We start from the raw sequence: 13,550 nt of genomic DNA on the forward strand, positions 1-13,550 counted from the left end.
ACCCCTGAGGACACTGCCCCGTGCGGGCCCACCACCCCTTTCCGCAGCCCCGCGCCCACCCCGATTCCTCCCGGGAGCGGGCTCCCCGCGCCGGCCCCGTCCCGGAGGGCCCGGAGCACCGGGAGCCGGGGCCCGGCACGGGCCGGACCCCGGCGGGCCGTCAGGAGCCCTCCCGGTTCAGGAAGTCCTGGCGGAGCGCCCCGAGGATCCGGGCCGCCTCCTCCAGTCCGGCGTGGCGGCACCGGCGTGCCGCCTCCGTCAGCCGCGTGACGGCCTGCGCGTATCTGCCCAGGCCGTTCCCCTCGATCAGGGCCGCGATCCGGACCGCCTCCGCGCGCGGCTCCTCGCCGTTCTCCCCGCCCCCTTCGTGGGCGGCGACGGACGCCTCGGCCTCGGCCAGGGCCTCCGCGAAGCGCTCGCACTCGGCGAGAACCCGGGCCCTGCGGTAGTGGACCATGCCCGCGACGTACCAGGGCGCGAAGTCCTCCGCGCCCTCGGGCACCGCCTTGCGGACCTCGTCCGCCCGCGCCAGGTGCCCCAGTGCCGCGTCCAGCCCCCCGGGCCCGCGCCCCGCCATGACGAGCCGGGCGAACTCCCCCATCATGGCGGTGACGGCCGCCGGGTTCGGCGCCTGCGCATGTGCGTCCACGGCGCGCTCGTACGCGGCCTCGGCCGCCTCCCACCGCTCGGCCTCGGCCAGCGCGGTGGCCGCGTCCGCCGCCACCATGGTGAGGATCGGCCCGTCCTCCTCCCAGCCCGCGACGACGTCGGCCAGCAGCAGGAACTCCTCCGCGGCGGCCAGGTGCTCGCCCAGCTCCCGCAGCCCCCGCGCCAGCGTCAGCCGGGCCTGTGCGAGCATCCGCTCGTCGAGGACGCCGTCCGCCCCGCCGGCGAGCACGGACTCCAGGACGGCGACGGCGTCCGCCAGCTGCCCGTCCCGCGCCAGGACGTCGGCGAGCTGAAGCCGGAGGTCGGCGGCCTCGGCGAGTGCCCCGTCCCGGTCGAACCGCGCCGCCGCCTCCGAGAGGTGGCGCACGGCGCCGGCAGCGTCGCCGAGGTGCGTGGCCGCATGGCCCAGCAGCGCGTACGCCGGTGCGAGCGGGAACTCCGTGTCGTCGTACCGGACCGCGTCGCCGATCGCCCGGTGCAGCAGCTCGGACGCCTCGCCCGGTTCGCTCCGGGCCAGCAGCGCCTGGGCGAGCAGCACCCGCGGACGCGAACCGCGCCAGGGCCGCGCGGAGGACTCCACGTCCGCCAGCGCCGCCCGCAGCTCCGCCTCCGCCTCCGCCGCGTCACCCCGCCGAAAGGCCAGGTCGGCCGCGAACTGGCGTGCATTGGCCACCTGGTGCGGGACCGCCAGGCCCTCCGCCTCGGAGCGCAGGGCACCCACGCACTCCTCGAACCGCTCCATGGCGGCGGCCTGGGCATCCTCCGGGGCCGCGGTCACCTCCTGGTAGGCGGCGAAGGCCCGGGAGAAGAGCACCGTGAGGTACTCCAGGACGCGCTCCTGCCCCGGTCCGCCCGCAGTGCCGTCCGCGCCCGCCGACGAACCCCCGGTGAGCGGTTCCCGCTCCTTCAGGAGCTCGGCCTCGTGCAGCACCTCGTCCAGGGCCGCGCGGAAGGCGCCGGGGCCGTCCGGCCCGGCGCCTTCGGCGGACCCGCCCGCCTCCTCGTCCTCGTCCGGAACGGACTCCCAGGCGAGGGCCCGGGCACGCGCGGAGAGCATGCGCCAGGGCGCACCCGCCCGGCCGAACAGCTCGGCGGCCTGCCTCAGTTCGGAGACGGAACGCCCCCCGCGGTCCTCCCGCGACAGCACCAGCGCCCGGTGCTCGGCGAGTTCCGCGGACAGCAGCTCCCCGGGACCGAGGCCCTCGCCCGGGTGCTCCCCGGCCGCCAGCCGGTCCTCCACACGGGTCCACAGCCGCGCCGCGCCCGGATGCCCCGTCGCCCCCAGGCGCCGGGCCTCACGCACCAGCCCGGCGAAGTCCTCGGGGACCTCCGGCACCGCGGCGCCCGCCATGGCCGCCGGGCCCGACTCCGGCGCCGCGGAGCCGACCACCGGGCTCCGCAGCCCCAGCGGAAGGGGCTCCTCGCGCAGCGGGAGCTGCGCCAGCCGGGCGCGCCGCCGGTCGCCGACCGCCGTGGTCCCGTTGCGCCCGTCGAAGGCGGCGGCCAGGTGCTCCGCCTCGCCCCGGACGTGGGCGAGGAGCTCGCCCGCCGTCCAGTTCCGTCCGGGCGGGCCCGCGACCGCCGCCGCGCCGTGGCCGTCTGCGACGATGCGGGCCAGCAGGACCTCCACGCCGGTGAGGAAGCCCAGCAGCGACAGCGGGGCGCCCGTGGCCCCGAACAGCGGGCGGTTCTCCGCGAGGATCTCCAGCCCCCGGCCCTCGTTGCGCGACAGCGCGCAGAACTCCAGATGCAGGCCGACCTCGTCCAGCATACCCGTGTTGCCGCGGACCCGGCGGTAACCGGTCAGGTGGTGGGAGCGTGCCTCGTCCGCGCGCCCCGTGCGCAGCAGCGGGAGCAGCGCCCGCGCCTGGCTCATCTGCGGTTCCTCGGTGCACGCCTGCGCACCCTCGAGGACCGGCCGCCAGGAGTCGAGCGCCCCGGCGTCGTCGCCCGCCGACACCCGGTGCCACGCCAGGTACCGGGTCTCGCACGCCTCGCAGTCGCTCAGCTCGCTGCGCGGGCGGGTGGCCCAGAGGTCGAAGGCGTCGTCGGCCCCGGTGCCCGTGTGGGCCGCGAGGTGGTAGCGCATCGCGGCCACCGGCTGCACCTCGTGCCCGGCGGCCTCGTAGAAGCCGCCCATCCGGTCGATCCAGCCCTGGACGGTGGCCAGCGGCACGTCGGGCACCTGGAGCAGCGAGGTGGTCACCCACTTGAAGCGCCAGAAGACCTGGTGGGCCTCCCACTGGCTGAACGCCTCGGGCGAGTCCTCCCACAGCTTCAGCAGGCGGGCGAAGACCACCGGCGACTTGCGGTGCTCGCCGGTGAACTCGTACGCCGCCATCAGCTCCAGCAGGGCGGTGACGAGGACGTCCGGCTCCTCGAAGGGCTCGGCGGCCTCGGCCAGCTCCTCGGCGGTGATGGTCCGCTGGAGCCCGTGGGGGCGCTCGTTGTTCTCGCGCAGCGCCTCGACCACGGCCTCGGGTGTGTCCAGCATCTACAGTTCCTTCCGGGGCTCGGAGCCGGGTGCCGCCGTGCCGGTGTGGTGCATGGCGTGGGTGAGCAGGCCGATGAAGGCCCGGTTGAGCAGGGCGCTCTCGCCCGCCCGCAGCGGGCGTCGGCTGAGCAGCAGGGCCTGGCCGTACAGGGCCTCGGCGGTGGTGACGGCCAGCCCGCGCTCGGCGACCGTGAGCGCCTGGCGGACCAGCGGGTTGAGGTGGTTCAGGACGAGCTGCGCGCGGGGGGTGTCGTGGCGCAGCGAGCCCAGGATGTCGGCCCACAGGCCGTCGCTCTCCGCGGCCAGGCCGGACCGGGTGCGCTCGTGCCGCGCCTCCCGGTTGTCCAGGAGCAGCGCCGGGGCGGTGACCGGCTGGAAGTCGCGCAGGACGACGTCGCAGTCGTGGACCCCGATCGTCTCGCGCGCCACGGCGAGGAAGGCGGCCGCCCGCAGCTCCGCCGCCGGGTCCACGGCGTCGAGATGGGCCGTGACCGTGGCCGGGTCGAGGTCGGCGACCGCCGTCCCGGGACGCAGTTCGGGCAGCCGGTGCACCAGGTCGCGGTCGTAGGTGTAGCCGCCGTTGACGACCCCCAGCCCGGCCGCCGCGGCGATGGGCGCCACCTGGCGGAACTCCTCGACGCTCCGGGTGACCAGCAGCGTCGGGTGCGTGCGCGCGAACTCCTCCAGGGTGACGTTGCCGTCGCTGGTCTCGAACGGCAGCCAGGGCAGCACGATCCGCAGCAGCTCGTCGTCGTAGCGGGCGAGGGCCTTGACCGCGAGGTGGTGCGTGTCGATGAAGCGGTGCAGCAGGGACGGGTCGCTGGCGGCCAGCCCGGTGAGCCAGTCGCGGATCCGCTCGCCCAGCGCGTCCCGCACCGCCGAGAGCGTCCCGTCCTCGTACAGCGCCTCCCGGGAGGCGGTCGGGCGCAGACTGGTGGTGTCGACCACGCAGCGCACGAAGAACGCCCACTCGGGGAGCAGTTCCGGCGCCCGGTCGGTCAGGAGCATGCCCTTGAGGTGCACCCGGTGGCCCGCGCGCTGGGCGGGGCTGACGGCCGTGGGCAGCACATAGGCGACGCCGCGCAGCCCGGCGGCCGGCAGATCGAGCTCGATGGTGTCCAGCGGGGTGAAGTCGAACAACTCCCTGCAGTGGGCGGTGAGCGCCTCGCGGCGGGCGAGCGGCGAGCGGTGGGCCCGCTCCCACGGGGGCGTCTCGTTGACGCGGTGGGTCCCGCCGTCCGGCGTGACGACGGTGACCTCGTGCCGCAGCAGTCCGCCGTAGTGCCGGGCCAGGGCGAGGACCTGCTCCGGGCTCGTCCAGTCCGCGTTGTCGGCGCGCGGTGTGAGCCGCACCGTGGTACCCGGTTCGGGCACGGCCGACGCGGGCAGGGTCCGGATCGTGTAGGCGCCGTCCGAGCGGCCCCGCCACTCCACGGCGGGCGCGGCCGGGTCCGCCGCCGACCTGCTGAGTACCGTGATCTCGTCCGCCACCACGAAGCAGGCGAGCAGCCCGATGCCGAACTGGCCGATGAACTCGCCGCGGGCCTCGTCGAGCCCGGCGCCGTCCAGCCCGCCGCCGGCCGTCCGCTTGGAGCTCCGGCCGATGGTGGCCAGGAACCGGTGGACGTCGGCCTCCGTCAGGCCGACACCCGTGTCCGTGACGGTGAGCGTCCCGCCCGTGCGCACGGTGATGCGGCCGGACGCGCCGGGGTCCGCGGCCTGACGTGCCGTGATGGCGTCCACGGCGTTCTGGAGCAGCTCGCGCAGGTAGACGCGGGGGCTGGAGTACAGGTGGTGGGAGAGCAGGTCGACCAGACCGCGCAGGTCGACCTGGAAGGTGTGGGACGTCTCGGAAGGGTGCACGGGCGAAGCCTTCGGTGGGCGCCCGCACCGTGTCGGCGCGGGCGGGTTGCGGACGGATGTGCTCTGGACGCGCGGGGGCGGCGCCCCACCGGGCGCCGCGGCCGCCGGTGGGGGCGGCGGGCCGTCCCGGGACGCGGGCGGCGCCGGTGCGGCGGGCCGGGCGGCGGAGGCGGCGGTGCCGGGCTCAGCGTCCGGCCGAGAGCCGGTGCTTGCGGTAGGCCGCCACCGGGTGGCCGCCCAGGTAGTCCCACGGGGACTCGCTCACACGGCCTTCCGTGGCGCGGAAGCACTCCCGTGCGGAGGAGCGGTCGCCGGCCAGCGAGAAGGCCATGGCGAAGGCGTTGAGGGCGGCCACCCAGGAGCCCTCGCGGACGAAGTCCGGGTGCAGGACGGAGTGGTCGGCGGCCTCCCGCAGCGACTCCGTCACCCGGGGCAGGCGCATGTAGGCGGCGTCCTCGCCGTCGCCGAGGGCGAGCCAGTGCTCGATGTGGGCGGTCGCGACCAGGCCGCCCAGCAGGGTTCCGGGGGGAGCCTCCAGGGCGGCCTGCCGCGCGAAGGAGTGCATCTCCTCGTGCGAGCCGCCCCACTTGTCGCAGACCTGCTGCAACTGCTGGTGGTGCGCGCCCGGATGGTGGGGGTCGCGCCGGACCGTCGCCTCGAACCGCCGACGGGCGACCGCCTGGCCGACCTGGAGACCGCGGCCGGTGACCTGGAGGCCGTACCAGGGCGAGGTCCACCCGGGCTCCCGCTCGGCCACCTCGTACAGCCACGTCTCGGCCGTGCGCAGCCGCGAGTGGAAGGTCTCGAACTGCTCCCGCGAGACGTGCCGGGCCAGGGCGGCCGTCCGGGCCTCCCAGCCCCACGAGATGTGCCGTATGGCCGCCACCAGGCGCGGCAGCGGCGCCTCGGGATCCGCTTCGAGTACGGGGGCGATCCACCGCTCGACGCCGGGGGTGTCGGCGACCGCCCACAGCAGCTCGACCCGGTTCCCGCTCTCGGGGCACGCCTCCAGGACCTCGCGCACGGTGCTCCAGTCCGCCGCGGCGGCCGCCTTCCGTACGCGGGGCACGGCCGGGTCCCCGGAGTCCTTCTGTAGCCGCGCGACGGGCCGCACCGCCCATCTCCCCAGCGTGAGCCCCCGATCACGGAGCAACGCCATGTCCCCACCCCTTGTGTGCCTGCCCTGACGGGGGCTGATGATCACCCCCTGGTGGAGGTAGTGCCTATCACGAGTGACCGACACTCGCACAACCGTTTCAGTCGGCTGCGGGGTTGCGGGCCCGGCGCCCGTCCGGCCGGACCGGTTCCGCACGGGCGCCTGCCCGGCGTTCCCGTGCGTCCCCGGTGAGGCGGCCACGGTCAAGCGCGTCGGCGGCGCGGTACGGGGGGCGGCGGCCTTCGCCGCCGCCGGGGAGGTGCCGGCTGCGGTCCGCAACCCCCCTGTGGCGTCCGGCCGGTCGGCCGGCCCCGGCCCCGGCTCTCCGCCCGCACGGGTGCCGAAGGCCCCGGGCGGGACGTGGTGCGGGACGGGCGTGGCGCGTGTGCCGTGTCAGGGCGGGATCCCGGGAGGCGGGAGCGCCTGCGCGCGCACGGCGGGGCCGGTTGCGGCCTTACCGCGGCCTTCTTCTTGGCAGGAGCGTCTGCGCCCGCACGGCCGGGCTCCCGCCGACGCGCACGGTCTGCCGCCCGGCCGTCGGGAACACGTCCGGCACCCGGTCGTGGGGACCCGTGCGCGCTTCCGGCGGCCGGACCGGGGAGGCCGGCACGACAAGGACGGCGGACACGGCCGGGAGCGGTACCAGCGCCTTCGCCGCCGCCCTCCTCGGTGGTGCCCCGCCCCGCGGACCGGGACGGCGGCGAGGCTCCCGCGGAGCCGGGTCCCGCCCGGACACGGCAGGCTCGCCGCCGGCCCGGACCGGCGGCCGCTCCAACCCGCCCTGCACGAGCCCCGGCTGATGCAGCGCCCTGTGCCGAGCGCCCTCCCGCAGGCCACGCTCCCGCCCGCCGCCCTTCGACGGGTACTGCCGCCTCCCGCCCGGCGGCGAGGCCGTCGCCCCGCCCCTGCCGCTCTGCGGGCGGGACGGGGCCGAGGACCCGCCGAACGGCGCCGGTTCGAGCCCGACGGCGTCACGGCTGGGGCCGACCGGCCGGGCCCCCGAGCGGGTCTCCGCGCGCCGCCGGCCCCGGCGCTACGTCAGGACATGCCGCGGAAGAAGGTCCGGATGTCGTCCGCCAGCAGCTCCGTCTCCTCCATCGCCGGGAAGTGACCGCCCTCGGTGAACTCGCTCCAGTGGCCGATCACCTTCCCCGGGTCGATCGCACGGCGCATGAGCGGGTGCGTGTCGAACACGGCCCATCCGGACGGCACGCCCGAACCCATGACCACGTCGAGACCGGAGTGCTCGTTCTCGTAGTAGAACTGCGCGCTGGTGGCGCCGCTGCGGGTGAACCAGTACAGGCTGATGTTCGTGAGCAGCTGGTCGCGGTCGACCGACTCGTCCGGCGTCCGGTGGGCGCCGCCGGACCTGGGCCTGAACTTCTCGGCGATCCAAGCGAGCTGACCGACCGGCGAGTCGGTGAGCGCCGCGCCGATCGTGTCCGGGCGGTGGTTCTGCATCAGGAGGTACCCGCGGTCGGTCGCGTCCTCGGCGCGCACGGCCTCGAGCTGGGCGGTCTCCTCGTCGGACAGGCCCTCGGGGTAGGGGAACTTCTCGCCGATCAGCCCGAGCCACCGGGGGTCGGCGCCGAAGTGCGTCCCGATGACGCGCTCCGGGCAGAGCGCCGCGAGGCGGCCGACGGTGCCCGCGCCGACGTCGGTGCCGTGGGCCGCGAACCTCTCGTAGCCCAGACGCGTCATGATCTCGGCGTAGGCCTCCGTCGTCCGCGCCAGCTCCCAGCCGGTCCCCGACAGCGGGGTCGAGAACCCGAAACCGGGCAGCGACGGGACGACCACGTGGAACTCGTCGGTCAGCAGCGGGATGATCCGCTGGTACTCGACGAACGACCCCGGCCAGCCGTGGTTCAGGACCAGCGGGACGGCCTCCGGGTTCGCCGACCGGACATGGACGACGTGGAAGGTCTGGCCGTCGACGACCGTCGTGACCTGTTCGTACGCGTTGAGCTTCTCCTCCTGCGCGCGCCAGTCGAACCCGTCACGCCAGTACTCGGCGAGTTCCTTCAGGTACACCGGCGGAATGCCGCGGCTGAAGTCGGTGCGGTCGTCGCGGCCCGGCACCGGGACCGGCCAGCGCGTGTGCGCCAGCCGGTTGCGCAGGTCGTCGACATCGGCCTGCGGGACGTCGATCCGGAACGGTGTGAGTGCGTTGTCCTCGTTCATGGCATCGACGCTCCCAGCAATCGCGGCAGGATTGCTTCCGCGATTGCGGGGATGATGGAGAGCATGCTGGAGACCTCGGCCCGCCTGCTCGAACTGCTGTCACTGCTCCAGCTCAAGCGCGACTGGACGGGCTCCGAGCTCGCCGGCCGGCTCGACGTGAGCACGAGGACCGTGCGCGCCGACATCGGCAGGCTGCGGTCGCTCGGCTACCCCGTGGACGCGCGCCCGGGCGTCGCGGGCGGGTACCGGCTGGCCGCCGGGACGGCGATGCCCCCGCTGCTGCTCGACGACGACGAGGCCGTCGCCGTCGCGGTCGGACTGGGTGCGGTCGCGACCCAGGGGCTCGGCGTCGAGGAGACGTCGCTCACCGCGCTCGCGAAGCTGGAGCAGGTGCTGCCCTCGCGCCTGCGTCGGCGCGTCGAGGCGGTACGCGAGGCGACGAGCGTCGTTCCCGGGGCCGCACCGCCGCTCGACCTCTCCGTGCTCGGCGCGGTCGCTGCCGCGATCCGCGGCCGCGAACGGCTCCGGTTCGGCTACACGAAACCCGGGGGCAGCGAAGCGGCCCGCCACACCGAACCGCAACGGCTGGTGGGCTGGGGGCCGCTCTGGTACCTGCTCGCGTGGGATCTCGACCGTGACGACTGGCGGGTCTTCCGCGTCGACCGCATGGCCCCCCGCCCGCCGACGGGTGCGCGGTTCCGGCCGCGCGCGGTCCCGGGGGGCGATGCCGTCGCGTACGTCGTCGGGCGCGTCAGCAAGGGGGCCTGGAAGTACCGCGCCCGGGTGCTCGTGCGTGCTCCCGCCGCCACGGTCGCCGCGAAGATCCCCGTCCCGGTCGACATCGAGGAGGTGGACGGGTCCACCTGCCGTGTGGAGCTGGGTTCCGACGACCCGGACCGGCTCGCGCTGTGGATGACGCAGCTCGACGTCGACATCGAGGTGATCGACGGAGACGAGCTCGCGGCGGCGTTCGACCGCCTCGCGACGAGGTGCCGCCGCGCGGCGGGCGGCGCGGCCACCGCGTGAATCCCGCCGTCGGTCCTCCGGCGATGCCGTCGGGGGCCGGCGGCGGGCCCGGGCGTGGTCGGGACCGGTGCCGTGGCAGGCCGGCCCCACCACCTCCCCGGTGATCCGAAGGAGACGGCCCGGGGCTGCCAGGCCCCGGCGGCCCTGCCCCGGCGCACGCACGGGCCCGGTCCGAAGGCGGCCCTCCGCCGCGCAACCGCGTCCGGCGCCGCGCACCGGTCCACCGGACGCCGCGGACGGCCCTCAGGCCACCACGCCCTTGCCGCGCAGCGCGTCCACCTCCGCCTCCGACAGTCCCAGGCCCTTCAGCAGCGCGTCCGTGTGCTCGCCCAGTGCCGGGACCGCGCCCATCCGCGCCGGGACCCCTCCCGGCAGCGTGATCGGGGGCAGCAGGGCCCGCAGCGGACCGGCCGGGGACCCGACCTCGCGCCACCGGTCACGTGCCGCGAGCTGCGGGTGGCCGGCCACGTCGCCCACCGAGTTCAGCCGCGCGCAGGCGATCCTGGCCGCCTCCAGCCGGGCGACGGCCTCCGCCGTGCTCAGCTCCGCGAGTGCCGCGCCGACCACCTCGTCCGTCCGCTCCCGGTTCGCCGTGCGGGCCGTGTTGGTCGCGAAGTCCGGGTCGTCCGCCAGCTCGGGGCGCCCGGCCACCTGCTCGGCGAGCCGCCGCCACTCGCGGTCGTTCTGCACCGACAGCAGCACCCGGCCCCCGTCCGCGGTCCGGTAGGCGTCGTACGGGGCGATGACGGCGTGCGCGAGCCCGGTGCGCACCGGCGCGGGCGAGCCGTGCATCCCGTGGTGCAGCGGATGCCCCATCCACTCCGCCAGGGACTCCAGCATCGAGATCTCCACCGGCCCGCCGAGCCCCGTGGTGCCCCGCCGCACCAGGGCGGCCAGCACCCCCGAGAACGCGTACATCCCGGCCGCCACGTCGGCGGCCGGGATCCCGGCCTTCACCGGCTGCTCCGAGGTGCCCGTGACCGACACCAGTCCGGCCTCGCACTGGACGAGCATGTCGTAGGCGGCCTTGTGCGCGTACGGCCCCCCGGAGCCGTAGCCGGAGATGTCCACCGCGACCAGCCGCGGGTGCGCCGCGCACAGCGTGGCCGCGTCCAGCCCCAGCCGGGCGGCGGCCCCCTGGGCGAGGTTCTGCACGAACACGTCGGCGTCCGCCACCAGGCGCCCGACCAGCTCCCGGCCGCGCGGGTCCTTCAGGTCCACGGCGAGGGACTCCTTGCCGCGGTTGCACCACACGAAGTGCGAGGCGAGCCCCTTCGCCGCGGTGTCGTACCCGCGGGCGAAGTCCCCGCCGTCCGGACGCTCCACCTTGATCACCCGGGCCCCGAGGTCGGCGAGCTGCCGCGTGGCGAACGGCGCGGAGACGGCCTGCTCGACGGCGACGACGGTGATCCCGTCGAGGGGGAGTGGCTGAAGGCTCATGGGGCGTGTCTACTGTGCGACCGGCGGATCTGTCACCCCGGGGCCCCAGGCCGGGCCGGTGCCGGCCCGGCCCGGCAGGGGATGCCGGGACCCGGGCCCCGGCCGCTCGATCCGCCCGTCGCGTGTGCGGCTCGACCCTGTCCACCGGCCCCGACGGGCCGTGGACGCGGATCGCACCCGGCCACGCCCCGCAGCGCCGCACACGGGCCGAGCACGCGACCGGCCGCCTCGGGGACTCCCGGCCATGGCCCCCCGCCATGGCAAGCGGGCCTGCATCCTTCCCGGTAGGGTCACCGCGGCTGCGAGCCGCCCAACCGGGCACGGGATCGGTGACGGTCAGTGATCTGGTTCGCGCGTGTCTTCCATCCTGTCCGGCGGTTCCCGCGACAGCCGGACCGAGGTCGGTGGGGAGGCGGCGCACTGCCAGGGCGACGGCTTCCTCGGCCGTGGCGGCCTCTTCGGGAACGTCGCCGGAGAGCGGATGCCTCTTCACGCGGAACGGGCTGCCCCCGTGCGACGGGACGATGGCCACCTCGTCGCGGAACGGGTATCCAGTGCAGGAGCTGAAGCCGAGCGTCCAGTGGCTGGAGAAGACGTGGAGCTGCCGCAGCCGTGGTTCTGCGTGAGCTGCTTCCACGAGTTCGCCGAACCCTGTGAAACCGTCTGCCGTTGCACTCCGCCGAGAGAACAGCGATCGGACGTCGCAGCGAGGCCGTGTGCATCCTCCTGCGCAAACGGGTCCTGCTCGCGCCGTAGTCGTGTTGTCAGTCCCTGATGCGAGGATCCGGGCGACCACACGCAAGGAGATCAGCATGGGCACCTGGGATACCGGTCCCTTCGACAACGACACAGCGGCGGACTTCGCCAACACCCTCGACGATGCCGAGCCCGAAGCGCGCGAAGCCCTGATCCGAGGCGTCCTCATCCGGACGATCGACGCCACCGGTCATGTCACGGAAGCAGGAGAGGCGGTGGCCGCCGCCGCCTTGATCGCGGCGCAATGTCCGGGAGGCGAACCCGTCGACATGACCTACGGTCCCGAAACACCCATGCCCGTTTTCCCTTCCGACCTTCGGGCACTCGCCGACGAAGCCCTCGCCCGCATCGTCAGGGACGAGGACGGGCCAGCCTCGAACTGGGTCGACCCGGAGGACTCGAAGCAGTGGCGAGGCACACTCACGCGCCTTCGCGCAGTGCTCGACCCGCCACCCCCTTCCATGGCGTGACGACTCCCGCGATGACCAGGAGCAGCCCCGGGAAGGCGCCCGTTCCTGCGACCCATGCCATGGGTGTCGCTCCGCTCTGACCCGGGGAGGGCCCGGAACGCGAGCAGCATCCGGGCCGGGAGACGCTGGCATTCTCCTCGGACCCGGTGGTCGCCCGTCATGCCGGGTCCGGGAACTCCCCGCCGGCTCCGCCGTCGTCCGTACCCGGTGGGCTCGGGACCTGCCGGACCGCGCCCGCCCGGTGCTCCCTCACAGCAGCGCCAGCTGCCCCTCCGGCCCCTCCTCGCGGGCTTCCAGGACCGAGGCCGGGCGCCGGGAGGCGGGTGGGGGCGGCAGGACGCCCGCGGCGCGCAGGGCGGACGCGGGGACGAGCGGGCCGCCGCCCAGCGCGGCGCCCTGCGGGCGGAGTTCCGCCAGCAGGGCCAGCACCGTGACGAGCTCCAGCAGCTCGGAGGTCCACTCCTGCGGCCACGCCGCCGGGCGCAGCGCCTCCAGCGTGCCCGCCTCGCCGGCCTCGGTGCGTCGCCGGAACCACTGCTCCAGCACCCGTTCGCCCGCGACCGCGGACTCCCAGGCCCCGCGCGGGACCGGCGCGATGCGCCCGGTGCCGCCGACCAGCAGCACCTCGCCGTCCTCCTCGTAGGCGAGGGAGTCGGGCAGCCGGGGCAGCGCCGCACGGACGTAGGGGCGCCGACCGCCCGGCAGCCGGGGCCGCTCGCCGCCGTGGGCGCCGCGCAGCTGGACGTCCAGTATCCGGCGGCCCAGCGCGACGCCCCGGGCCCACTGCCCGGCGTCGGCCGTCAGCGGGACCGCCGCACCCCGCTGCCCGGGGCGGGCGGCGGCCATCGTCCAGCACAGCAGCTCCTCGGCCGTCACCGGGTGGCCGTAGCGGTCGGCGAGCAGGTCCGTCAGCCCCGGGGCGATGTTCGCCTCCCGTCCGCCGGGCCTGCGGTACAGGGGCCGGATGCGGCCCGGTCGCCCCGCGGGGGAGCGCCCGTCCGGGAGGTGGGCGGTGGCCACCAGGGCCGGCCCGTCCGCACCCGGGACGCGCCCCTGCTCGACGACGAAGACCTGCCGGGCGTCGCGCACCCGCCACAGTTCGGGGCGGGCGTCGTCGAGCAGGCGCTGGTCGGGTATCAGCCACTGCTGGTCGTAGGCCCCGTGCAGGACCCGGACGGGCTCCGGGCAGGGCCCCGTCTCGCGGGCGATCCGCCCGGTGCCGGCGGGCTGCCCGGGGAGCTGGGCGACCGTGCTGTGCGGCGTCCGGGAGCGGGTGGGCCGGAACAGCTCCTCGCGCCGGGCGGCGTCCTCCGCCCCGGTCAGGGCCTCCCAGCGGCGGCGCAGCGAGGCCGCGTCCGGAGCCATGACCCAGCCGCGGCCCGGCCGCAGCGGCCGGACCGACCAGGGCATGAGGTCGTCGAGCAGCGGCACGTCCTCGGAGGCGGACTCGGGTGCTTCGCTCACCGTGCGCATGGTAGTGCTCCTCGCCGCCCCC

At 75.8% G+C, this 13,550-nt stretch carries 8 protein-coding genes and 1 pseudogene; 2 read left to right on the forward strand and 7 right to left on the reverse strand.

Annotated features, from left to right (window positions below; all coding sequences use genetic code 11):
- Positions 1-160: 160 nt before the first annotated feature.
- The 4 genes from NPS70_RS13055 to NPS70_RS13070 all read right to left on the reverse strand — a co-directional run bounded on the left by NPS70_RS13055 (position 161) and on the right by NPS70_RS13070 (position 8,363).
- Complete coding sequence (locus NPS70_RS13055) at positions 161-3,163, reverse strand: hypothetical protein (RefSeq protein ID WP_256524361.1); 3,003 nt, start codon at positions 3,161-3,163, stop codon at positions 161-163.
- A complete protein-coding gene (locus NPS70_RS13060; protein ID WP_256524362.1) occupies positions 3,164-5,026 on the reverse strand; it encodes an HSP90 family protein in 1,863 nt (620 codons plus the stop codon). It abuts the gene before it with no gap.
- A gap of 184 nt (positions 5,027-5,210) precedes the next feature.
- On the reverse strand, positions 5,211-6,095 hold the full coding sequence (locus tag NPS70_RS13065; protein ID WP_256524363.1) for a hypothetical protein: 885 nt from the start codon (positions 6,093-6,095) through the stop codon (positions 5,211-5,213).
- Between the two features lie 1,125 nt (positions 6,096-7,220).
- Positions 7,221-8,363 (reverse strand): epoxide hydrolase family protein, encoded by a 1,143-nt coding sequence (locus NPS70_RS13070; protein ID WP_256524364.1) that lies wholly within the window; start codon positions 8,361-8,363, stop codon positions 7,221-7,223.
- A gap of 63 nt (positions 8,364-8,426) precedes the next feature.
- Between NPS70_RS13070 and NPS70_RS13075 the strand changes: the two genes are divergently transcribed.
- A complete protein-coding gene (locus NPS70_RS13075; protein ID WP_256524365.1) occupies positions 8,427-9,389 on the forward strand; it encodes a YafY family protein in 963 nt (320 codons plus the stop codon).
- A gap of 243 nt (positions 9,390-9,632) precedes the next feature.
- On the opposite strand, the gene NPS70_RS13080 is transcribed toward NPS70_RS13075, so the two are convergent.
- A complete protein-coding gene (locus NPS70_RS13080) occupies positions 9,633-10,829 on the reverse strand; it encodes a CaiB/BaiF CoA-transferase family protein (protein ID WP_256524366.1) in 1,197 nt (398 codons plus the stop codon).
- Between the two features lie 436 nt (positions 10,830-11,265).
- Positions 11,266-11,754 (reverse strand): annotated as a pseudogene (locus NPS70_RS28890) (DUF6193 family natural product biosynthesis protein); the annotation flags it as partial.
- Here NPS70_RS28890 and NPS70_RS13085 point away from each other — a divergent pair.
- Positions 11,642-12,055, forward strand: a complete 414-nt coding sequence (locus tag NPS70_RS13085; protein ID WP_256524367.1) for a DUF4259 domain-containing protein — start codon at positions 11,642-11,644, stop codon at positions 12,053-12,055. The pseudogene NPS70_RS28890 and the gene NPS70_RS13085 sit on opposite strands and share 113 nt — an antisense overlap.
- Before the next feature lie 249 nt (positions 12,056-12,304).
- Here NPS70_RS13085 and NPS70_RS13090 read toward each other — a convergent pair whose 3' ends face one another.
- The gene (locus NPS70_RS13090; protein WP_256524368.1) at positions 12,305-13,528 is read right to left on the reverse strand and encodes a type ISP restriction/modification enzyme; all 1,224 of its coding nucleotides are present in this window, start codon (positions 13,526-13,528) and stop codon (positions 12,305-12,307) included.
- Between the last annotated feature and the right edge of the window lie 22 nt (positions 13,529-13,550).

The organism is Streptomyces sp. C10-9-1 (genome assembly GCF_024497955.1).
Taxonomy (GTDB): Bacteria; Actinomycetota; Actinomycetes; order Streptomycetales; family Streptomycetaceae; genus Streptomyces; species Streptomyces sanyensis.

Excerpts from the sequence above, each read along its gene's own strand:
- NPS70_RS13055 (WP_256524361.1), bottom strand. The coding sequence starts at position 3,163 with ATGCTGGACACACCCGAGGCCGTGGTCGAGGCGCTGCGCGAGAACAAC.
- NPS70_RS13070 (WP_256524364.1), bottom strand. The coding sequence starts at position 8,363 with ATGAACGAGGACAACGCACTCACACCGTTCCGGATCGACGTCCCGCAG.
- NPS70_RS13075 (WP_256524365.1), top strand. The coding sequence starts at position 8,427 with ATGCTGGAGACCTCGGCCCGCCTGCTCGAACTGCTGTCACTGCTCCAG.
- NPS70_RS13080 (WP_256524366.1), bottom strand. The coding sequence starts at position 10,829 with ATGAGCCTTCAGCCACTCCCCCTCGACGGGATCACCGTCGTCGCCGTC.
- NPS70_RS13085 (WP_256524367.1), top strand. The coding sequence starts at position 11,642 with ATGGGCACCTGGGATACCGGTCCCTTCGACAACGACACAGCGGCGGAC.
- NPS70_RS13090 (WP_256524368.1), bottom strand. The coding sequence starts at position 13,528 with ATGCGCACGGTGAGCGAAGCACCCGAGTCCGCCTCCGAGGACGTGCCG.